Annotated in this window: 15 protein-coding genes and 3 tRNA genes; 12 read left to right on the top strand and 6 right to left on the bottom strand. The window is 67.0% G+C overall.

Translation table 11 applies throughout. The features are described from left to right. Positions 1 to 135: 135 nt before the first annotated feature. The 3 genes from AC3IMC_RS13535 to AC3IMC_RS13525 form a co-directional block, all read right to left on the bottom strand. Positions 136 to 420, bottom strand: coding sequence for a DUF1540 domain-containing protein (locus tag AC3IMC_RS13535; RefSeq protein WP_490919053.1), 285 nt, complete (start codon positions 418 to 420; stop codon positions 136 to 138). 100 nt (positions 421 to 520) lie between these two features. Continuing rightward, a complete protein-coding gene (locus tag AC3IMC_RS13530) occupies positions 521 to 1,054 on the bottom strand; it encodes a PadR family transcriptional regulator (RefSeq protein ID WP_490919052.1) in 534 nt (177 codons plus the stop codon). A gap of 111 nt (positions 1,055 to 1,165) precedes the next feature. Next, positions 1,166 to 2,149 (bottom strand): NAD(P)H-quinone oxidoreductase, encoded by a 984-nt coding sequence (locus AC3IMC_RS13525; protein ID WP_490919051.1) that lies wholly within the window; start codon positions 2,147 to 2,149, stop codon positions 1,166 to 1,168. A 111-nt stretch (positions 2,150 to 2,260) separates the two neighbouring features. On the opposite strand from AC3IMC_RS13525, the gene AC3IMC_RS13520 reads away from it, so the two are divergent. Continuing rightward, a tRNA-Ser gene (locus AC3IMC_RS13520) sits at positions 2,261 to 2,348 on the top strand. A 146-nt stretch (positions 2,349 to 2,494) separates the two neighbouring features. Continuing rightward, positions 2,495 to 3,283 (top strand): VOC family protein, encoded by a 789-nt coding sequence (locus AC3IMC_RS13515; protein ID WP_490919050.1) that lies wholly within the window; start codon positions 2,495 to 2,497, stop codon positions 3,281 to 3,283. A gap of 82 nt (positions 3,284 to 3,365) precedes the next feature. On the opposite strand, the gene AC3IMC_RS13510 is transcribed toward AC3IMC_RS13515, so the two are convergent. Further along, the gene (locus AC3IMC_RS13510) at positions 3,366 to 5,306 is read right to left on the bottom strand and encodes an FAD/NAD(P)-binding protein (protein ID WP_490919049.1); all 1,941 of its coding nucleotides are present in this window, start codon (positions 5,304 to 5,306) and stop codon (positions 3,366 to 3,368) included. Positions 5,307 to 5,390: 84 nt separating this feature from the next. Here AC3IMC_RS13510 and AC3IMC_RS13505 point away from each other — a divergent pair, with 84 nt between their 5' ends. The 4 genes from AC3IMC_RS13505 to AC3IMC_RS13490 all read left to right on the top strand — a co-directional run bounded on the left by AC3IMC_RS13505 (position 5,391) and on the right by AC3IMC_RS13490 (position 10,304). Then, on the top strand, positions 5,391 to 7,658 hold the full coding sequence (locus tag AC3IMC_RS13505) for a prolyl oligopeptidase family serine peptidase (protein WP_490919048.1): 2,268 nt from the start codon (positions 5,391 to 5,393) through the stop codon (positions 7,656 to 7,658). 101 nt (positions 7,659 to 7,759) lie between these two features. Then, positions 7,760 to 8,194, top strand: coding sequence for a GNAT family N-acetyltransferase (locus AC3IMC_RS13500; RefSeq protein ID WP_490919047.1), 435 nt, complete (start codon positions 7,760 to 7,762; stop codon positions 8,192 to 8,194). Between the two features lie 100 nt (positions 8,195 to 8,294). After that, positions 8,295 to 8,383 (top strand) — tRNA-Ser (locus AC3IMC_RS13495). 274 nt (positions 8,384 to 8,657) lie between these two features. After that, complete coding sequence (locus tag AC3IMC_RS13490; protein WP_490919046.1) at positions 8,658 to 10,304, top strand: MFS transporter; 1,647 nt, start codon at positions 8,658 to 8,660, stop codon at positions 10,302 to 10,304. Here the strand turns inward: AC3IMC_RS13490 and AC3IMC_RS13485 are convergent. Beyond that, positions 10,228 to 12,432: a RecQ family ATP-dependent DNA helicase gene (locus AC3IMC_RS13485; RefSeq protein ID WP_490919045.1), complete on the bottom strand. Its 2,205-nt coding sequence runs from the start codon at positions 12,430 to 12,432 to the stop codon at positions 10,228 to 10,230. The two genes, AC3IMC_RS13490 and AC3IMC_RS13485, sit on opposite strands and share 77 nt — an antisense overlap. Positions 12,433 to 12,596: 164 nt before the next feature. Here AC3IMC_RS13485 and AC3IMC_RS13480 point away from each other — a divergent pair, with 164 nt between their 5' ends. The 4 genes from AC3IMC_RS13480 to AC3IMC_RS13465 all read left to right on the top strand — a co-directional run bounded on the left by AC3IMC_RS13480 (position 12,597) and on the right by AC3IMC_RS13465 (position 16,280). Then, positions 12,597 to 14,015 (top strand): phosphomannomutase/phosphoglucomutase, encoded by a 1,419-nt coding sequence (locus tag AC3IMC_RS13480; RefSeq protein ID WP_490919044.1) that lies wholly within the window; start codon positions 12,597 to 12,599, stop codon positions 14,013 to 14,015. A 6-nt stretch (positions 14,016 to 14,021) separates the two neighbouring features. Beyond that, positions 14,022 to 14,516, top strand: coding sequence for a hypothetical protein (locus tag AC3IMC_RS13475; RefSeq protein WP_490919043.1), 495 nt, complete (start codon positions 14,022 to 14,024; stop codon positions 14,514 to 14,516). A 13-nt stretch (positions 14,517 to 14,529) separates the two neighbouring features. Then, on the top strand, positions 14,530 to 14,979 hold the full coding sequence (locus AC3IMC_RS13470; protein ID WP_490919042.1) for an RrF2 family transcriptional regulator: 450 nt from the start codon (positions 14,530 to 14,532) through the stop codon (positions 14,977 to 14,979). A 140-nt stretch (positions 14,980 to 15,119) separates the two neighbouring features. Beyond that, positions 15,120 to 16,280, top strand: coding sequence for a globin domain-containing protein (locus AC3IMC_RS13465; RefSeq protein WP_490919041.1), 1,161 nt, complete (start codon positions 15,120 to 15,122; stop codon positions 16,278 to 16,280). 84 nt (positions 16,281 to 16,364) lie between these two features. Here the strand turns inward: AC3IMC_RS13465 and AC3IMC_RS13460 are convergent, their stop codons facing one another. Further along, a complete protein-coding gene (locus AC3IMC_RS13460) occupies positions 16,365 to 18,197 on the bottom strand; it encodes a phosphoenolpyruvate carboxykinase (GTP) (protein WP_490919040.1) in 1,833 nt (610 codons plus the stop codon). Between the two features lie 277 nt (positions 18,198 to 18,474). Between AC3IMC_RS13460 and AC3IMC_RS13455 the strand changes: the two genes are divergently transcribed. Together AC3IMC_RS13455 and AC3IMC_RS13450 are read left to right on the top strand one after the other, a co-directional pair. Beyond that, positions 18,475 to 18,551, top strand: a tRNA-Arg gene (locus AC3IMC_RS13455). Between the two features lie 74 nt (positions 18,552 to 18,625). Beyond that, entirely contained in the window at positions 18,626 to 20,080 is a 1,455-nt protein-coding gene (locus AC3IMC_RS13450) for a dihydrolipoyl dehydrogenase family protein (protein ID WP_490919039.1), read from the top strand. Positions 20,081 to 20,117: the final 37 nt, after the last annotated feature.

The following is a 20,117-nucleotide window of genomic DNA, read 5'->3' as shown; positions in this document are numbered from 1 at the left end:
GCGGTGAACGGCGGCGGGGCGTCGACGAATGAGGTCGCGGACGGATGTCAATGACGACGGCGGTGGCGGCAAGCGGAAGGCTCCCGTCCGGTGTTCCGAACGGGAGCCTTGGTATCCACCCCAGCCCAGGCGATGTCAGGCGTGGGCGTAGGTGAGGCAGTCCGCGTTGTCGGCGCCCGGCCCAACATGGACCTCGGGCGCATTGCACATCAGGTGGTCGTTGTGGACGCACTCGGCGCGCTGGCAGGCCCCGACGTCGGCCAGCACCTTGGGCAGGCCGCCGTGGATTCCGGTTTCGATAAAGGTGGCGCAGTGCGCGTGGTTCTCGGCGCCGCTCACCGTAATGGCGGCCGCGTTGCAGTTGGTGTGGTCATTGAACGAGCAGTTCGTGACACTGCAGTCAGCAACATGGGTTGTCATGAACGTTCCTCCGTAGGTTCCGCCACCCGGCGGGCGGCTTCTGCACCCACCGTAGGCCTGATCCTGGCCATCAAAAAGACCCAATTTTGTGACGTAATGCCTACCCGGACTGTGCTTGCTGGACCATCCGGGCCTCGCACAGGTCCAGCCAGCGGACCTCCGCCTCAGTCTGGAAAATCAGGGAATCCAGGACCAGCAGCCACGCGGTTTCGGCCGCACGCTGGTTTCCCGCCAAGTCCCTGCGGGCCTTGGTGTAATCCTGCAGGGCCCGGATGGATGCCACGCGCTGCGACTGGATGATGGCCTGGACGTCCGCGCCGGGAATCGTGACGGCGAGCGCGAGCTTGATGGCGAGTTCGTTGCGCGGCGGGTTGTTCCGCTCCACGGGGGCGGCGAACCAATTCTGCACCTCCGCTTTGCCGGCGGCAGTGATGCTGTAGACCACGTGCCCCTCGCCGTCGTCGCCCTTCTTTGCGACAAGGCCGTCCCGCTCCAGCCGGTCCAGCGTGGTGTAGACCTGGCCGATGTTCAGGGGCCAGGTGGCCCCGGTCCGGCTCTCGAACTCGACCCGCAACTGGTAGCCGTATCGCGGCTGGTCCTGCAGCAGGGCGAGGAGGCTGTGGCGAATCGACATATGGCTCCCCCGGGCTTAGCCGTTACCGGCATGCACAGGCACCCAAGACCTGTGCATACCGCGTATGGACAAGCGTAGCCTGCAAGGAAGCAGGACGCCAATACTGAGTATCTACATGACCAGCAGGATCTTGCCCACGTGGTCCCCGCTGTCGAAGTAGCGGTGCGCCGCACGGACCTGGTCCAAGGGAAAAGTCTTGGCCACCAATGGACGGATAGTGCCGTCGGCCACCAACGGCCAGACGCCATCCCGCACCGCAGCCATGATCGCACCCTTTTCCGCCACCGGCCGGGGACGGAGGGCCGTGGCCACTACGGCCGCCCGCTTCTTCAGCAGCAGCCCCAGGTCCAGCTCGCCCTTGGTGCCTCCCTGCAGGCCAATCACCACCAGGCGGCCATACTCGGCCAAAGCATCCACGTTTTGCGGCAGGTACTTGGCCCCCACCACGTCCAGGATCACGTCCGCGCCCTTGCCGCCATTCTGGCGGCGCAAACTTTCGGGGAAGCTCTCCTCGGCATAGTTGATGGCGATGTCCGCCCCCAGGAACGCCTTGGCTGTGCTGACCTTTTCGTCGGAGCCGGCGGTAGCGGCCACCCTGGCACCGAGCGCTTTGGCCAACTGGATGGCCATCGTGCCGATACCGCCCGTGGCCCCATGGATGAGCACGGTCTCGCCGGGCTGCAGCTGGGCAGTCATCACGAGGTTGGAATAGACGGTTGCCGCCACCTCGGGAAGCGATGCCGCCGTCACCAGGTCAACCCCGTCGGGAACCCGCAGCACCTGCTCCGCAGGCACAGCCACCTGCTGGGCGTAACCACCGCCGGCCAGCAGTGCGACAACCTTGTCCCCGATTGAGAAAGGCTTGCTCACACCCGGCCCAAAACCCGCGATCCGCCCGGATACCTCCAGGCCGGGGATTTCGGAGGCGCCCGGCGGGGGCGGATAGAAACCCCGGCGCTGCTGGACGTCGGCGCGGTTCAGGCCTGCCGCCACCACATCAATCAGCACTTCGCCCTGGCCGGGGACCGGGGCGTCAACGTCCCGGACTTCCAGGACTTCCGGGCCGCCCGGCTCTGTTATATAGACGGCTTTCATGGATCTCTCCCGTTCCTGACTCAAACTGCCGGCCTGCAACCAGCGTGTACCGGACACCTTCAGTGGGCCTGTTTTGTTGCAGGCAAGTGCCTATGAAACACTACTAGCTGAGGAAGGTTGTCCGAGCGGCCGAAGGAGCTGGTCTTGAAAACCAGTGTGCGGTAACCCCGTACCAAGAGTTCGAATCTCTTACCTTCCGCGCAGGAAACCCCCGGCAGCCAGCACTTGGCCGCCGGGGGTTTTGTTTTTCCCGCACCCCTTGAAAGTGTCAGACCCGGTCAATAGGGTCAGGGTGTTTCATCCCGAAGGCCACCGCACGCCCGCGCACACTACGAGGAGACTTCCATGCCCAGCCCCGTACCCACTCCCGGCGCACCCTGCTGGATCGACCTCATGACTACGGACGTTGCCGGCGCACGGCGGTTCTACGCCGAGCTGTTCGGCTGGGAGTACGAGACCGGCGACGACGAAAAGTACGGTGGCTACGTCACGGCCACGAAAGACGGGCGCCCTGTCGCCGGGATGATGAAGAAGGACGATTCCCAGGCCGGCGCGCCGGACGCCTGGTCCACCTACCTTCGGGTGGACGACGCCGCGGCCACCGCCAAAGCAGTTGAGGCCAACGGCGGGCAGATCTACGTACCTCCGATGGATGTCCCCGAGCAGGGTCAGATGGCCATCTTCGGCGATGCCACCGGCGCCGCCGTAGGTGTCTGGCAGCCGCGCGAAATGCTCGGCTACGAGCTCGTGGCCGAACCCGGCGCCGCCGCCTGGCACGAACTCCATGCCAGGGACTACGACGCCGCCGTCCGGTTCTACAAGGACGTGTTCGGCTGGGAAACCGAGGTACTGAGCGACACCCCGGAATTCCGTTACACCACCATGGGCTCAGGCATGACGGCACAGGCCGGCATCATGGACGCATCGGGCTACCTGCCGGAAAACATCCCCTCGCACTGGCTGGTCTACTTTGCGGTGGAGGACACGGATGCCACGGTCAAAAGGGCCACGGCCATGGGTGCTGCCCTGCAGGACGGCCCCTCGGACTCGGACTTCGGCCGGGTCGCCCAGCTCGCCGACCCCACCGGTGCCATCTTCAGGATCATCCAGCCTGTGCCCGAACAGGGCAAGTAGGGCGGACGCCTCATTCCCTGGTGCAGCGCACATACCGCGGCGTCAGGGAATGGACGGATTGCGCGTCGGGAAGCGGCCGACGTCACTGGGCGAGAATGGCGGCGGCGATCTCGTCGGCGTCGCGGAGGGTGCGCTGGCCGCTGCGGTACACCGGGCTGCCCGGCTGGATGGCCTCGGCTGCAATGGCGGTCCCCCACTGCGATGAGGACAGCTGCAGTCCCAGCACGTACAGGTTTTCCGTGACAGACCCGTTGCTCCCTACCGGGCGGTACGGGTGGGGCAGCACGTCCAGGCCGGTGGACTGCACGGGGGCACCCTCGGCCGTCATCATGAGCCGCGGCCGCACCAGGCCGTCCGCCAGCAACTGTTCCAGGACGGGAGAATCGTTGGCCGAGACCCGGTTGCCCGGCGCGAGGGCCTCCACCATGGTCCGGGCGGTCACCGGCGGACCGGCAACCCATGGCGAGGACGCTGTAAACATCCTTGCCTTCCGGTCCACGGCGAATTTTGGATCAGGCCCCACAAAGCTGACAACCCCTGCCCGTGCCAGTGCGGCGAGCTGCTCGGAGCGCAGCGCCGGCGGCCCGCTGGCCAGGCCCTCAACGAATGACTCGAACCAGCCACGCAGGCCGGCGACCCATGATTCGTCGGTGATGCCGCCGTCGGCCACTGCCGTCTTGAGGACGGCACGTCCGTGGTGCAGGGCGCCGATGGCCATCTTGACGGGATCATCCTCGCCGAGCGCGGAGCGCCGGGCGTCGTCGAGCAGGAACTCTACTACCGCGGCGTCGTGCTCGCCGCGCGAGGCGAAGGTGCGGCCGGCAAGGGGAGCGGCCAGGCCCGGCAGGTCCAGGCGGTGCCGGGGGCCGACGTGGACGGCCAGGACGCTTTCGACGCCGTCCTCCCAGTTGGCGGCGCTGTGCGCATGCGGGTGCAACGCTTCTTCCAGGGCGGCCAGGAACGCAGGTGCGTCCGGCACCGCTCCAGGCTGCGAGCGCACCAGGGTGGAGTAGTAGGCCCAGAGCGCGTCACGGTGCAGCAGCGGCCACAGGTCGTGGTCGAACGAGGGCCGAATCCCGGCGGTGGCCAGCCGTTCCAGGGCCGCCTCCGTGAGGTATCGCAGGGTGAGCGAAGAAGCGTAGTAGCCAGCTTGTTCCGCCTTGGCCCGGTACGGTGTTCCCCGCCGGGAAGCGGCGACGATGCGGGGCTCCTGGCCGGACGGTTCGTACTCGAGCCGATTGCCCTTGGCGACGAACTTTCCGCCACGGCCCTCCGTCAGCTGCCCCATCGTGTCGAAGAAATTCAGCCCCATTCCCCGGACCAGGACCGGTTCGCCCGCAGGAATCCGGGCCCAGTCCACATCCGCGGGGACTGCAGGGGGAAAGTACTGCAGTCCCAGCTGGCCGCCGGCGGCCTGCAGCTCGCGCTGTTCGGGGTTAAGCCGGGACGGGATGTGGCCCAGGGCGAGCACTACGGAATCGGCGCGGATCGCGGCTCCGGTGGGCAGGCCGACGTCGAACGTTCCGTCCGGGAGCCGGCGCACCGATTCAGCGGTCGTTTCGTGGAAGTCGATGCTGACGCCGTCGGGCGCCTTTTCGAGCAGGTCCGCCAGCGTGGACTGGAGATAGCGGCCGTACAGCGCGCGGCTGGGGAAATCATTGGACTGCAGCACGGCCAGCTCTGCCAGCTCATCGGCAGTGAGGGACGGCAGGGGCTCGCGCTGCTGGCGTTCCCGCCACTGGTCGAACGGGGTGCCGGCAACCGGTGCGGGCAGCGCGGGGTCCTGCGGAACCAGCGTGGGGTAGAAGGACTGGGTGTTCATCAGGAACAGCCTGGATTGCCCGGGCTGCCACACATGCCCGGGACCCGCAGGGTAGGGATCCACGACGTCGACATGGAGAGTGGCCTGCCGGGCAGCGGATGCGTTGGCCGCAGCCATGTGGGCGAGCAGCCGCTCCAGCACGCTGGTGCCGCGGGGGCCGGCGCCGATGATGACGGCCCGGATGCTCTGCGTTAATTCCACGGCATCCAGCGTACGGGCTGGAGGCGGCCGATGCGCCCGGGGCTTGACTTGCCAGCCCCAGGCGGAGTTGTTTGGATGGGGCGCATGACCACCACTGCAGCTGATTCAGCGTCCAGCCCCGTTCCCGGCCAGGACACGTCCGGCACCGCTTCCACCGGGACGGCTCCGGAACCGGTGGATGAGAACGTCTGGCTGGAGGAGATCTACGGCGAAGAGCAGCTGGCCTGGGTCAGGGAACAAAACTCACGCACCGAGGACCTGCTCGTGGACGCCGAGTACGCGGGCCTGGAAAACAGCATCCTCGAGGTGCTGGACTCCACCGACCGGATCGCCATGGTGGGCAAACGCGGCGACTGGTACTACAACTTCTGGAAGGACCGGCAGAACCCCAAGGGCCTGTGGCGCCGGACCACGTGGGAAAGCTACTGCACAGACTCCCCGGAGTGGGACGTCCTGCTGGACGTCGACGCGCTGTCGGCTGAGGAAGGCCAAGAGTGGGTCTTCCACGGGGCCACCTTCCTGCGGCCAGTCGCCGGCGAGCCCTACCGGCGTGCGCTGATTGCCCTCTCCCCCGACGGCGGCGACGCAAACCGTTACCGGGAGTTCGAGGTCGAAGCGCGCGGCTTCGTTGACCCCGCGCAGGGCGGCTTCGACCTGCCGACGGCGAAGGGCAACGTGTCGTGGCTGGATGCGGACACGCTGCTGGTCGCCTCCACCGCCGACGGGCTGCCCAAAACGGCGTCCTCCTACGCCCGCACCGCGGTTACGCTGAAGCGCGGTGAAGCGCTCGCCGGGGCGCCGCTGCTCTTCGAAGTGCCCGAGAACCACATGATGGCCGCGGTGGCACACGACTCCACGCCGGGCTTCGAGCGCACCTTTGCCGTGGACTACATCGACTTCTTCAACCGCACCAACTTCGTCCTCCGCGACGGCTCCTGGGTGGCCATCGACGTCCCCACGGACGTGAACGCCAGCGCCCACCGGGAGTGGCTGCTGTTCCGGCCGCAGCAGGACTGGGCGCTGGACGGCACCACCTACCCTGCAGGGTCACTGCTCGCCGCGAACTTCGAGGACTACCTTGCCGGCAACCGGGACATCAAGGTGCTCTTCACTCCGGACCGCGCCACGTCCTTGCAGTCCTGGAGCTGGACCCGGAACTTCCTGCTGCTGAACCTGCTCAAAGACGTCTCCTCCGAGATCCGCGTCCTGGATCCAGACACCTCCTCCGGCACCCCGGGCGGTTCGGGCAGCGCCTGGGATTCTACTGTCCTGGACGCGTGCCCGCCGCTGCATGATGTGAACGCCTATGCCGTGGACGACGAGGATGAGGCTCCGGCCGATGGCGGCGCGGGTGACGACTTCTGGCTGGTTGCCACAGGCTTCACCACGCCCACCACCCTTATGCGGGGAACCCTCGAGCGGGACGGCCTGCAGCAGGACGGCGCCGGGACGTCCGGCGTGGTGAGCCGGCACGCCGTGGTGAAGACGTCGCCGTCGTTCTTCGCGGACGGCAACTACGAGGTGGAGCAGCACTTCGCCGTTTCCGACGACGGGACCCGGGTCCCGTACTTCCAGATCGCCCCCCGTGGCCTTGCCTTGGACGGCCAGAACCCCACCCAGCTGTCCGGCTACGGCGGGTTCGAAGTCTCCCGGACCCCGGCCTACAGCGGCACCATTGGCAGGGCGTGGCTGGAACGGCGGACCACGTTATCCGATGGCAGCGACGGGAAGGCTCCGCACTCGCGCGGCGGCGTGTACGTGGTGGCGAACATCCGCGGCGGTGGTGAATACGGGCCGGCGTGGCACCGTGCCGCGCTGAAGGAGAACCGGCACAAGGCGTACGAGGACTTCGCGGCTGTGGCCCGCGACCTGATCGCGCGCGGGGTCACGTCGCCGCGGCGGCTGGGCTGCGTGGGCGGATCCAACGGAGGGCTCCTGGTAGGGAACATGCTCACCCGGTATCCGGAACTGTTCAGGGCGGTCTCCTGCGGAGTGCCGCTGCTGGACATGCGCCGCTATACCCGGCTTTCGGCAGGGCACTCGTGGATCGCGGAGTACGGCGACCCCGACGTTCCCGCGGAGTGGGAGTACATCCGGACGTTCTCGCCTTATCACCTGCTGAAGGATGCGGTCGAGTATCCGGAAACGTTCATTTGGACGGCGACCTCCGACGACAGGGTGGGCCCGGTCCAGGCGCGCAAAATGGCAGCCCGGATGCTGGCCATGGGCATCCCGAACGTCTGGTTCCATGAAGCCCTCGAAGGGGGCCATGCGGGGGCATCGGACAACCGGCAGGCGGCGGCGCTGCAGGCCCGCAGCCAGCACTTCCTGTGGAAGGCCCTGGCGGGCTGACGGCGATGGGTTCCCGGCTGGAAATCCGGCGTGCACGGCCGGCGGATGCAGAGGCAGTGGCCCGCGTGCATTACCAGTGCTGGCAGGAGACGTACCGGGGGATGCTGTCAGACGGTTTCCTTGCCGCCGTGGACCCTGCGGATCGGCTGGCGCTTTGGCGCCGGCTGCTGGACGCGCCGCAACCGGCCGAGGCGTGGGTGGCGTGCGACGACGGCGCTCCAGTGGGGTTTGCCGGCGTGCGGCTGCTGCCCGGGCCGGGCTCGCCGGAGGGGCACCCACCGCCGTCGTCAGGAAACGTGGAGCTCTGGGGGCTGTATTTGCTGGCATCGCACCAGGGCCTCGGCCTGGGGCGCCGGCTCCTGGAGGCCGCCCTGGACAACAGTCCGGCGAGTCTGTGGGTGGCTGCCGGCAACAGCAAGGCTATCGATTTCTACCGCCACTTTGGTTTTGTTGCCGACGGCGCCGAGGACGTCCTGGCGGACTGGGAGGGCCTGCCGGTGATCCGCATGGTCCGCGCCGAACAGCAACCCGCGTAGGCCGATCGGACCGCCGGCGCGGGGCTGCGGACTTTTCGGGTGACCGTTTTGCACTGCATGGCCGGATCTGCGTATCCTTGGTGGGCTAGTAATAGCAATTGGAGACGTGCCAGAGCGGCCGAATGGACTTCACTGCTAATGAAGGGTCGGGGTTAAACTCGACCGGGGGTTCAAATCCCCCCGTCTCCGCGTTTGGCCCCGGTCCTTGACCGGGGCCTTTTGCGTTCCCCGCCACCGGCGCCCGTATGCCCCGGAAACGCCCCGCCACCTCCCGCCCGCCGGTGAGGCCTGCATCCTGGTGACGGGACGCACCAAACGGCGCAGGAACTGATGGCGGGGTACAGAAAACACTGCAGGAGCTGATGGCGGGTTATAGAAAAGACCACAGGGCCTGCTTGGAATGCGCTGTCCAGCAAACGGACAGGAAGGGCGTCTGCCCATCCTGCGGTGGCAGGATTAACAAATGGCGGCAAGCAGCAATTTGGACCAACGGGACGGCACCGTGGCGGCGTGGGACCCGCGACTGGCACTCCTGGTAGCGGCAACGTTCTTCATGGAATTCCTGGACGGAACGGTCCTCACCACCGCCATTCCCAGCATTTCCACTGACTTCGCCGTCCCTGCCGCCGACGTCAACGTCACCATGACGGCGTACCTGCTCACTGTGGCCGTCGGCATTCCCCTCAGCGGCTGGCTGGCGGAACGGTTCGGAGCACGCCGGGTCTTTTGCCTGGCCATCGCAGTATTCACGCTCGCTTCCCTGGCCTGCGCGGCCAGCCAGGACCTGGCCACTTTGACCCTCAGCCGCATCGCCCAGGGAGCCGGCGGCGCGATGATGGTTCCCGTGGGAACGCTGGTGGTCCTTCGCGGAACGCCAAAATCCGACCTGCTGCGCGCCACCGCCTTCCTGGTCTGGCCAGGGCTCCTGGCACCTGTCCTCGCGCCCCTTGTGGGCGGCGCACTCACCACGTACCTGTCCTGGCACTGGATCTTCCTGGTCAACGTTCCACTGGGTGCCGCAGCGTTTATCGCCGCACTGCGACTGGTCCCGGTGGCGCCCGGAGACCCCGGGCGGCGGCTGGACTGGCCCGGCATGGTGCTGACCACCCTGGGCGTGGGGGCCCTGGTGGTCGGCCTCGAGCTTGCCAGCAGCCACCCCGACGGCCCCTGGCCAGCCCTCAGCGCAGCGGCAGGCGTGGCCGCGCTGGCCGCTGCTGTGCTCTGGATGCGCCGCACCCCGCATCCATTGTTCAACCTCCAGGTCTTCCGCACCCGCACGTTCCGCGCCATGGCCACCGGCGGGTTCGTTTACCGGGTAACCATCAGTTCCGTCCCGTTCCTGCTGCCCCTGATGCTCCAGGCCGGGTTCGGCTGGTCCCCGCTGCATGCCGGGGTCCTGGTGGCGGCGGTGTTCGTCGGAAACATCGGCATCAAGCCGGCCACCACCCCGCTGATCCGGCGGTTCGGCTTCAAGGCGGTGCTGGTGTTCGCTTCGCTTGCATCGGCGGCAACTTTCGCCCTGTGCGCCTTCCTGACACCAGAGACCCCCGAAGCGCTGATGTTCGTCCTGCTGGTCTGCAGCGGGGCCTTCCGCTCCATTGGTTTTTCGGCCTACGCGTCAGTCCAGTACGCGGACATTCCGCCCGCGCAACTGACCTCTGCCAACACGGTCTCCGCCACACTGGTGCAGCTGGGAACGGGTTCGGGAATCGCCGTGGCGGCCCTGCTGATCCGGAGCTTCGAGACGGTGGCGCCCCTGTCCCAGGATCCTGCCGGGCCCTTCCGCGGCGCGTTCATGGCCATGGCAATCCTGATGCTGGCCAGCACTGCGGACAGCATCCTGCTGCCACGGCACGCGGGTGCAGCAGTCGCCCAAGGCAGCCGAAAGCAGCCGCGCCCCGGCCAGCCGGCCGCCGCGCAGCCTGCGCCCGCAGAGCCTGGCGGCTCCGGGGGTTCGCCCGCGCAGCCCGGCGGCTCCGGGGGTGCGGCCGGCCTGGATGGGAGTCCTGATCGTGTGCGCAGCGAGCCTGGGGTTACCCGGCCTGTGCCAGGACCAAGGGAAGTACCGCTCCCGCGCCCGCCTGGCGGAGGGCGCGCCCCGCAACGGTGAGCGTCCACCGGCTGTCGGCCAGATCGTCGATCAGCATCACTGTCTGGCCCGGGGCCGACTGCAGCGCGGCTTCAAGCTCGGGGCCCACCACCAGCCGGTCCCACACCCCGGCCAGCCGGTAGGCACTGTTGCCGCCGCGGCCGCCCGTGGGCCCGCCATGGGCCAGCTGGAGCTGGCCCAGGTAAGGGATGCGCCCGATCCCGGAGATGCCCTGCGCAAGGGAGTCCACCAGCTGGGGCTTGTTCCGGGACGGAACGCCCACAATGGCGGCCGGCCTGCCCGCGCCGCTCCACCCCGGGTTGCGGCCGTCGCCAGTCCCCCACTCCCGCAGGACCTGAACGCAGGCCTGCAGCATCGCAGGGTCCACGGGCCGGTCCTCCGCCCCGGCGGCAAACAACTCCCGTAACGCCCCGCCCCACCCCAAGTCCGTCAAGCGCGCCAGGACGCGTCCTTCCGCAACGCCCTCGCCCGGCTTGAGTTTCCCCTTCACAGGTACCCCCAGCCGATCCATGCCGCTGGGCCATTGCAGGCGCGGCTCCAGGACGCCGCCAGCCCTGCTGAGGGTCTGGCTGGCCGCAGCGGTAGCGTCTGCAGCCACGTCGGCGGGGAACCAGCGGCCGGCGCAGTTGTCACACCGTCCGCAGGGACTGGCCGTCTCGTCATCAAGGACTGACGTGATGTACTCCATCCGGCAGCCCGCCGTGTCCTGGTAGATCACCATGGAGTCCTGCTCATCCACGCGGGCCTCGGCGATTCGCCGATAGCGCTCCGCGTCATACACCCAGGGCTGGCCCGTCGACCGCCAGCCACCGCCGACCCGCTCCACCGCCCCGTCCACGGACAGGACCTTCAGCAGCAGTTCGAGCGGGGTGCGGCGCAAGTCCACCCTCGCTTCCAGCGCCACCGTTGACAGCGCGCTCCCGGCCTCGGTCAGGGCGGTGAGCACGGCCGCGGCCTTCTCCTCCGAGGGCATCGACGCGGTGGCGAAGTACTGCCAGATTTCACGGTCCTCGGAGCCGGGAAGCAGCAGGACATCGGCGTTTGCCGCACCACGGCCGGCACGTCCCACCTGCTGGTAGTACGCCACGGGCGACGATGGTGCGCCGAGGTGGACCACGAAGCCAAGGTCCGGCTTGTCGAAGCCCATTCCCAGCGCAGAGGTGGCCACCAGCGCCTTGACCTGGTTGTCCTTCAGCAATTGCTCGGCGCGTTCCCGGTCGGCCGGGTCCGTCCGGCCGGTGTAAGCGAGGACGTCATGTCCTGCCTCGGCCAGGAGCCGGGCAGTGTCCTCGGCAGCCGAAACCGTCAGCGTGTAAATGATCCCGCTGCCCGGAAGGTCGGACAGGTGCGTCAGCAGCCAGCCCAGGCGCTGTTTGGAATCGGGCAGGGACAGCACGCCCAGCCTGAGCGAGTCGCGGCCCAGTGAGCCCCGGATGGTCAGGACGCCGGCGCCGAGCTGCTCTTCGATGTCGTGCACCACCCGGGAATTGGCTGTGGCGGTGGTGGCCAGCACCGGGATGGACTCCGGCAGGCGGGAGATGAGGTCTGCGATCCTCCGGTAGTCGGGGCGGAAGTCGTGGCCCCAGTCGGAGATGCAGTGGGCTTCATCGATGACCAGCAGGCCGGTGCGCCTGAGCAGTTCGGGCAGCTGGTTTTCCCGGAAGGCCGGATTGGTGAGCCGTTCCGGGGAGACCAGCAGTACGTCGACTTCGTCGGCGGCCAGCTGTTCCCGGACCGTGTCCCACTCCAGCTGGTTGGCGGAGTTGATGGCAACGGCACGCACCCCCGCACGGGCGGCAGCAGCGACCTGGTCCCGCATCAGGGCAAGCAGCGGCGAGACGATCAGCGTGGGACCATGGCCGCGACGACGCAAAAGGAGGGATGCCACGAAGTACACGGCCGACTTTCCCCAGCCGGTGCGCTGGACCACCAACGCCCGCCGCCCGTCATCGACCAGTGCCTCAATGGCCTCAAACTGCCCGTCATGAAAGACCGCCCCAGGGTGCCCGACCAACCCGCGCAGGACGTCGAGGGCTTCGGCGTGCGTGCCGGTCCCCGCTGCCTCCGGGCGTCCCGGGGCTGCGGCTGCTGTAGCGGTAATCGTGGAAGCGTACTGGTTATCGGCCATTGATTCAGTATCCCAGCACCCTCCGACAGGCTGCACGGCGGGGTGTTGGTATGTGGATAGAGCTGCATGTGGAAAGGCGCAAAGTGCGCCGCAATGCCGCAGCTGTTGCCAATGTGGCGCCAAAACTCCCTGGCCGCTGCCGCCGCCCACGTAAGATAAAGCCCGTGACTAGCGAACAGACAACGACATTTGATCTCTCGGCATCCTTCAAGGCCTACGACGTCCGTGGGATTGTGGGCGAGTCCATCACCGCCGAAATCGTCGAAGCAGTGGGGGCAGCGTTCGTGGATGTCCTTCAGCTCGAAGGCCAGACCATCGTCGTGGGCGGGGACATGCGCCCCTCCTCGCCGGAGTTCACCAAGGCCTTCGCGAACGGTGCTGCAGCCCGCGGCGCCAACGTGGAACTGCTGGACCTGATCTCCACCGATGAACTGTATTTCGCCTGCGGTTTCCTCAACCGCGCGGGCGCCACGTTCACCGCCAGTCACAACCCTGCCGCCTACAACGGGATCAAGATGGCCAAGGCCGGCGCCGTCCCCATCTCCTCCGAAACAGGCCTCAAGGACATCCAGGCGCGCGCGGAGCAGTACCTCAACGAAGGCACCATCCCCGCCGCCGCAACCCGGGGGGCCATCAGCGTCCGGGACGTGCTCAAGGACTACTCGGAGTACCTCCGCAAGCTGGTTGACCTTTCCGCGTCACGCCCGCTGAAGGTGGTAGTGGACGCAGGCAACGGCATGGCCGGCCTGACCACCCCCGCTGTCTTGGGTGACACCCTGCTGCCCAAGCTGCCCTTCGACATCGTTCCGCTGTACTTCGAACTGGACGGCTCCTTCCCCAACCACCCCGCCAACCCGCTGGAGCCGGAAAACCTTCGCGACCTGCAGGCCGCAGTCATCGAACACGGTGCCGACATCGGCCTGGCCTTCGACGGCGACGCCGACCGCTGCTTCGTCATCGATGAAAAGGGCGAGCCCGTGTCGCCGTCTGCCATCACCGGCATGGTGGCACGCCGTGAGATTGCCCGCGCCAAGGCCCAGGGCGAGGAAAAACCCACCATCATCCACAACCTGCTCACGTCCCGCGCCGTCGCCGAACTGGTGGAGCACGACGGCGGACGCGCCGTGCGCACGCGCGTAGGCCACTCCTTCATCAAGGCAGTCATGGCTGAGGAAGGTGCGGTGTTTGGCGGTGAGCACTCCGCCCACTTCTACTTCCGCGACTTCTGGAACGCTGACACCGGCATGCTGGCCGCCATGCACGTCCTGGCAGCGCTCGGCGAGCAGTCCGGCCCGCTGTCCGAACTGGCCCGCGAATACGAGCCCTACGTCAGCTCCGGCGAAATCAACTCCGAGGTGGAGGACAAGCCGGCAGCGGTGGAGCGCGTGCGCCAGGCCTTCTCCGATGAGGACCTCGCCATCGACACCCTGGACGGCAGCACGTTCACGGCCAACGATGGCAGCTACTGGTTCAACCTGCGCCCCTCCAACACCGAGCCGTTCCTGCGGCTCAACGCCGAGGCCACGGACCGCGCCACCATGGAGCGCATCCGCGACCGCGTCCTCGAACTCGTACGGGCCTAGCACGGGATGGCTGGTGAGGCACGGACCCCGGACGGGAGCGGCGGGCAGGAGGGCTGGCGCGACTCCGTAGCGGAAGGCACGGCAACGGACCTGGAAAACCTCCTGGGCACAGGCGTCAGCGCCGCCCAGGAGCAGCTCCAGCGCAACGGCGGGTTCCTGCCCTTTGCGCTGACCGTGCAGAACGACGGCGAGGTGCGGCTGGTTGCCGTCTCCCCGGCGGATGCCGAAGAGGGCACCGACGGCGACTTTGATGCCGACGCCATGATCCGGGACCTGCATGCCCTTCTGCGGCAGAACCGGGACGATTTCCGCGCGGCGGCAGTGGTCTGCGACATCCTGCTGGTTGAGGAAGACTCGGACGCCATCCACGTGGCGGCCGAGCACCGCGACGGGTCCCTTTTCGCGGCGGTCCTGCCTTATGCGGCCAACGCAACCACCCAGACCTGGGAGTTTGGCGAGCTGGGTGCCGATGCCAGCGAGCCCGCCATCTGGGTGGACTAGACCGGGCAGCCCGATGAAAATCAACGCCTTCGCCGATGTCAGCCTGCGCGCGCTCATGGTCCTTGCGGCGGTTCCGGGGGGCACGCTGCTCACCACGCAGAGCATCGCCGACTCAGTCGGGACTCCCTACAACCATGTCAGCAAGGCCATGGCGCGGCTGCGGAGCATGGGGCTGATCGAGGTGGTCCGTGGCCGCGCGGGCGGGTCGCGGCTCAGCCCCGCCGGGCGCAAGGCCACGGTAGGGCAGATCCTGCGGGAGCTCGATACGCGCTCCGATCCCGCCGACTGCGTGGCTCCGGCCGGCAACTGCCCGCTGATCAACGAGTGCAAGCTCCGCGGCGCCCTGGCCCGGGCGCGCGAGGCGTTCTACGCCGAACTCGATTCCGTGGTGATCGCGGACCTGCCTGGAACACGCCAGATGGCACCGGTCTTCCAGATGATCGGCCTTCGCCCCGGGCTGTAGACAGCCCTTATCCGGGCGCTTACTCCCGGTTTGATTTCAAACTTCTACAAGGTGTAGAACTGAGGCAGAAATACTTGTATTTCAAATATGAGTTTTCCTCCGGCCGGACGAAGGCCCCGGCCATAACCTCAGGAGTACAGATGCTCTCGGACAAGTCCCGCCCCGTCATTGAGGCCACCCTGCCGCTGGTCGGTTCCCGGATCGGATCCATCACCCCCAAGTTCTACGCCCGCCTCTTCGCAGCGCACCCTGAACTGATGGATGGCCTGTTCAGCCGCTCCAACCAGCGCTCCGGCGACCAGCAGCAGGCCCTCGCCGGGAGCATCGCCGCGTTCGCCACCCACCTTGTGAACAACCCCGGCACGCTGCCCGAGACGGTCCTTTCACGCATCGCCCACCGGCACGCCTCCCTGGGCATCACGGAGCCTCAGTACAAGGTGGTCTACGAGCACCTGTTCGCAGCCATCGCCGAGGACCTTGCCGAAGTCATCACGCCGGAAATCGCCGAAGCCTGGACCGAGGTGTACTGGCTCATGGCGGACGCCCTGATCAAGCTCGAAAAGGGCCTGTACGCAGCCCAGGCCAACGGCAAGATGTGGATGCCGTGGCGCGTAGCGGCCAAGGCCCCCGCCGGAACCGGATCCATGACCTTCACCCTGGAGCCCGCCGACGACACCCCGGTGACCGAGGCACTCCCCGGACAGTACATCAGCGTTAAGGTGACGCTGCCGGACGGGCTGCGCCAGGTGCGCCAATACTCCCTCTCCGGCGATGCGGGCACCAGCCGCAGCTTCACCACCAAGCTGGACGACGGCGGCGAGGTTTCCCCCGTCCTGCACAACACGGTCCAGGTGGGCGACATCCTGGACATCTCCAACCCCTACGGCGAAATCACCCTCAAGGACGGCGAAGGCCCCGTGGTCCTGGCCTCCGCCGGCATCGGCTGCACCCCCACCGCTTCCATCCTGCGCTCGCTCGCTGACAGCGGCTCCGACCGCCAGGTGCTGGTGCTGCATGCCGAAAGCACCCTGGACAGCTGGGCGCTGCGCGGCCAGATGACGGACGACGTCGAGCGCCTGGACGGCGCCGAGCTGCAGCTCTGGCTGGAGAAGCCGGCGGCCGGGGCCAAGGAAGGCTTTATGTCCCTGCGGGAAGTGGACCTGCCCGCCGACGCGTCCCTGTACCTGTGCGGGCCCCTGCCGTTCATGAAGAACATCCGGAATGAGGCCATCAACGCCGGCATCCCGGCCACCCGGATCCACTACGAGGTCTTCGGCCCGGACATCTGGCTGGCCAGCTGATCCCACCGCCTCACCTGCAATACGACGGCGGCCCCGCACCTTTTCGAAAGGGTGCGGGGCCGCCGTCGTTGGAACGTTTGCCGGCTAGTGCGCGGACATCCGTTCCTTCAGGGAGTCCAGCTCGGCGCGCAGGGCGTCCGGCAGTGAGTCGCCGAACTTCGCGTACCACTCCTCGATGGAGGCGAGCTCCGCGTCCCACTCCTCGCGGTCGACGCGGACGGCGTCCTCAACATGGGCGTGGGTCATGTCCAGGCCGGTGAGGTCCAGGGAGTGGCCTGCAGGGACGTATCCGATGGGGGTCTCAACGGCGTCAGCCTTGCCCTCGATGCGCTCGATGGCCCACTTGAGGACGCGGGCGTTGTCGCCGAATCCGGGCCATGCAAAGCCTCCGTCGGCGGTGCGGCGGAACCAGTTAACCAGGAAGATGTGCGGCAGCCGTTCCGGGTTGGCTTTGCCCGAGACGCTGATCCAGTGCTTCAGGTAGTCACCGGCGTCGTAGCCGATGAACGGCAGCATGGCCATGGGGTCGCGGCGGAGTACGCCGACCTGGCCGGCGGCCGCGGCGGTGGTTTCGGAGGACAGCGTGGAGCCCATGAAGATGCCGTTGGTCCAGCTGCGGGCCTGGGTGACCAGCGGAACGGTGGTCTTGCGGCGTCCGCCGAAGAGAATGGCGGAAAGTTCCACGCCCTCCGGGCTGTAGTACTCCTCGGCAAGCATGTCGATCTGCGCGATCGGCGTGCAGAAGCGGGAGTTCGGGTGTGCGGCGGGCTTGTCCGAGTCGGGGGTCCAGGAGTTGCCCTGCCAGTCGGTCAGGTGCGCCGGAACCTCGTCCGTCATGCCTTCCCACCACACGCCGCCGTCATCGGTGAGGGCAACGTTGGTGAAAATGCTGTGGCCCTTGGCGATGGCGCGCATGGCGTTGGGGTTGGTACCCCAGCCAGTGCCGGGGGCTACGCCAAAGAGGCCGGCTTCCGGGTTGGTGGCGCGCAGTTCGCCTTCCTTGCCGATCCGCATCCAGGTGATGTCGTCACCCAGGGTCTCAACTTCCCAGCCCTCGATGGTCGGGTCCAGCAGGGCGAGGTTGGTCTTTCCACACGCCGATGGGAAGGCCGCGGAAACGTAGTAGTTCTTCTTCTCGGGGGACGTCAGCTTAAGGATGAGCATGTGCTCGGCGAGCCAGCCCTCATCCCGCGCCATCACGGAGGCGATGCGCAGGGCGTAGCACTTCTTGCCCAGCAGCGCGTTGCCGCCGTAGCCCGAACCAAAGGACCAGATGGAGCGCTCTTCGGGGAAGTGGACGATCCACTTGTCCGGGTTGCACGGCCAGGAGACGTCATCCTGGCCCGGTTCCAGCGGAGCACCGACGGAGTGCAGGGCCGGGACGAAGAAGGCATTGGTGCGCGTGATCTTATCCAGCACGGCCGTGCCGATGTTGGCCATGATCCGCATGGAGGCAACGACGTAGGCGCTGTCAGTGATCTCCACACCGAATTTGGGGTCCTCGGCGTCGAGGTGGCCCATCACGAACGGGATGACGTACATGGTGCGGCCGCGCATGGAACCGGCGAAGAGCCCGCGCAGCTTGTCCTTCATCTCGCGGGGGTCCATCCAGTTATTGGTGAAGCCCGCATCGCGCTTGTTCTCGGAGCAGATGAAGGTCTGCTCTTCGACACGGGCGACGTCCGCAGGATCGGAGAACGCGGCGAAGGAATTCGGGAACAGGTCCTGGTTCAGCCGGGTGAGGGTTCCGGCAGCGACCAGTTCGTCGGTGAGACGGGTGTTTTCCTCTTCGGACCCGTCAACCCAGTAGATGCGGTCCGGCTGCGTAAGCTCAGCAACCTCTTCGACCCATGCCAGCAGGCCGGCATGTGTGGTGGGTGCTTTCTCAAGCAGCGGCTTCTGCGCCAGATCGCCCATTGCAGTTCCCTTCCTCGGGTTCATCGGTGTGTCCTAAATGCTATGGTCCGGACCACTGGGCTTTTCGGGGAGCTTGACTGACAAATCCGGCCACCGAAAGTGAATTCCGCGGAAATTCAGGGAATTGTTGCCTGCAAAGCAGCGATTAAGTGACGAAGGTCACCTATACCGGTATAGTCGCGCACATTACACGCCTTCCGATTTGGAACTGCGCCCGGACTCGCGTAAAGTAATTCGAGGTTCGGGGAGAGCGGTTCTTCTCCCAGGAACACGAGATGCGCCCATAGCTCAGCTGGATAGAGCGTCTGTCTACGGAACAGAAGGTCAGGGGTTCGAATCCCTTTGGGCGCACCAACGAGGTCCGCACCGGTTCGCCGGTGCGGACCTTTTTTGTGCCCGCCCGCGCAATCCCCGGCTAGGCTGTCCACATGAAGCCCGATGCCCTGGAGCGCGAATTCGACGTTGTTGTTATCGGCGCAGGCGCCGCAGGCGAGAACGTGGCCGACCGGGTGGTCCAGGGCGGCCTTTCTGCCGCGCTCGTGGAAGCGGAACTGGTGGGCGGCGAGTGCTCATACTGGGCCTGCATGCCCTCCAAAGCGCTCCTGAGGCCTGGAACAGCCCTGCACGGAGCCCAGACCTCACCAGGTGCCAAGGAAGCGGTGACCCTGACCCTCGATGCAGCTGCCGTCCTGCGGCACAGGAACTACTTCACATCCAACTGGCAGGACGACAGCCAGGTTGATTGGGTCAAGGAGGCGGGCATCGAGCTGGTTCGTGGCCATGCCTGGCTGACCGGCACCAGGGAAGTTGAAGTTGCCGGCACGGACGGCACGCGGCACCGGCTCCAGGCAAGGCATGCCGTCGTGCTCGCCACGGGCTCCACCCCCAACATGCCCCCCATCGAGGGCCTGCAGCACGTCCAGGTATGGGGCACGCGGGAAGCGACTTCCGCGGACGAGGTTCCGGAACGGCTGGCGGTGCTGGGCGGCGGCGTTGCCGGGGCTGAGCTTGCCCAGGCCTTCGCCCGGCTGGGGTCGGCAGTAACCCTGGTTGCGCGCAGCGGGCTGCTGGGCAATTTTCCAGCGGAGGCCGCCGCGCTGGTTGCGGCCGGGCTGCGGGCTGACGGCGTTGAGCTGCGGCTTCATACGGCAACAGAACGCATCAGCGAAAACGACGACGGAACCCTCACCTTGGCACTTGGCGACGGCAGCATTGTTACGGCCGAGAAAGTCTTGGTCTCAACCGGCCGGCACCCTGCCCTCGAGGGCCTGGGCCTGGAGAGCGTCGGCGTCCGCACGAACGGGTCGGGGCACCTGTCCCTCACTACCGACACAACGGGACTGGTCCAGGAAGTGGCCGGCGACGAACCATGGCTTTACGCCGTGGGGGACGCAGCCGGCAGGAACCTGTACACCCACCAGGGAAAATACGAAGCCCGCGCCACCGGGGACGCCATCGCCGCGCGGGCCAAGGGCGAACTCAAGGGACGCCCTGCGGACTGGACCCGCTACGCCCAGACCGCCAACCAGCACGCGGTTCCCGGCGTCGTCTTCACCGATCCCGAACTGGCGAGCGTCGGCCGCACCCTGCAGGCCGCGCGGAAGGAAGGCTACAACGCTTCCTCCGTTGAACTCCCCATCCAAGTGGCCGGGTCATCCCTTCACTCGGAGAACTATGAGGGATGGGCCCAGCTTGTGGTGGACGAGGACCGCAAAGTCCTTCTGGGCGCAACCTTCGCCGGCCCGGATGTGTCCGAGCTGCTGCACGCGGCAACAGTCGCCGTCGTGGGGGAAGTGCCGCTGGATCGGCTCTGGCACGCGGTCCCCTCGTACCCGACCATCAGCGAGGTCTGGCTCCGACTCCTGGAAAAGTACGGCCTTTAGCTTCTATTTGAACTGACCAGTCAGTTCGGTTAGCCTT

Source organism: Arthrobacter sp. E70 (assembly GCF_058266945.1).
This window is presented reverse-complemented; position numbering and strand designations above follow the sequence as displayed.

Bases quoted from the DNA above. Each gene is read 5' to 3' on its own strand.
- AC3IMC_RS13515 (WP_490919050.1), top strand. From the start codon at position 2,495: ATGCCCAGCCCCGTACCCACTCCCGGCGCACCCTGCTGGATCGACCTC.
- AC3IMC_RS13470 (WP_490919042.1), top strand. From the start codon at position 14,530: ATGAAAATCAACGCCTTCGCCGATGTCAGCCTGCGCGCGCTCATGGTC.
- AC3IMC_RS13465 (WP_490919041.1), top strand. From the start codon at position 15,120: ATGCTCTCGGACAAGTCCCGCCCCGTCATTGAGGCCACCCTGCCGCTG.
- AC3IMC_RS13485 (WP_490919045.1), bottom strand. From the start codon at position 12,432: ATGGCCGATAACCAGTACGCTTCCACGATTACCGCTACAGCAGCCGCA.
- AC3IMC_RS13500 (WP_490919047.1), top strand. From the start codon at position 7,760: ATGCTGTCAGACGGTTTCCTTGCCGCCGTGGACCCTGCGGATCGGCTG.
- AC3IMC_RS13525 (WP_490919051.1), bottom strand. From the start codon at position 2,149: ATGAAAGCCGTCTATATAACAGAGCCGGGCGGCCCGGAAGTCCTGGAA.
- AC3IMC_RS13450 (WP_490919039.1), top strand. From the start codon at position 18,626: ATGAAGCCCGATGCCCTGGAGCGCGAATTCGACGTTGTTGTTATCGGC.
- AC3IMC_RS13535 (WP_490919053.1), bottom strand. From the start codon at position 420: ATGACAACCCATGTTGCTGACTGCAGTGTCACGAACTGCTCGTTCAAT.
- AC3IMC_RS13490 (WP_490919046.1), top strand. From the start codon at position 8,658: ATGGCGGCAAGCAGCAATTTGGACCAACGGGACGGCACCGTGGCGGCG.
- AC3IMC_RS13475 (WP_490919043.1), top strand. From the start codon at position 14,022: ATGGCTGGTGAGGCACGGACCCCGGACGGGAGCGGCGGGCAGGAGGGC.
- AC3IMC_RS13460 (WP_490919040.1), bottom strand. From the start codon at position 18,197: ATGGGCGATCTGGCGCAGAAGCCGCTGCTTGAGAAAGCACCCACCACA.
- AC3IMC_RS13530 (WP_490919052.1), bottom strand. From the start codon at position 1,054: ATGTCGATTCGCCACAGCCTCCTCGCCCTGCTGCAGGACCAGCCGCGA.
- AC3IMC_RS13505 (WP_490919048.1), top strand. From the start codon at position 5,391: ATGACCACCACTGCAGCTGATTCAGCGTCCAGCCCCGTTCCCGGCCAG.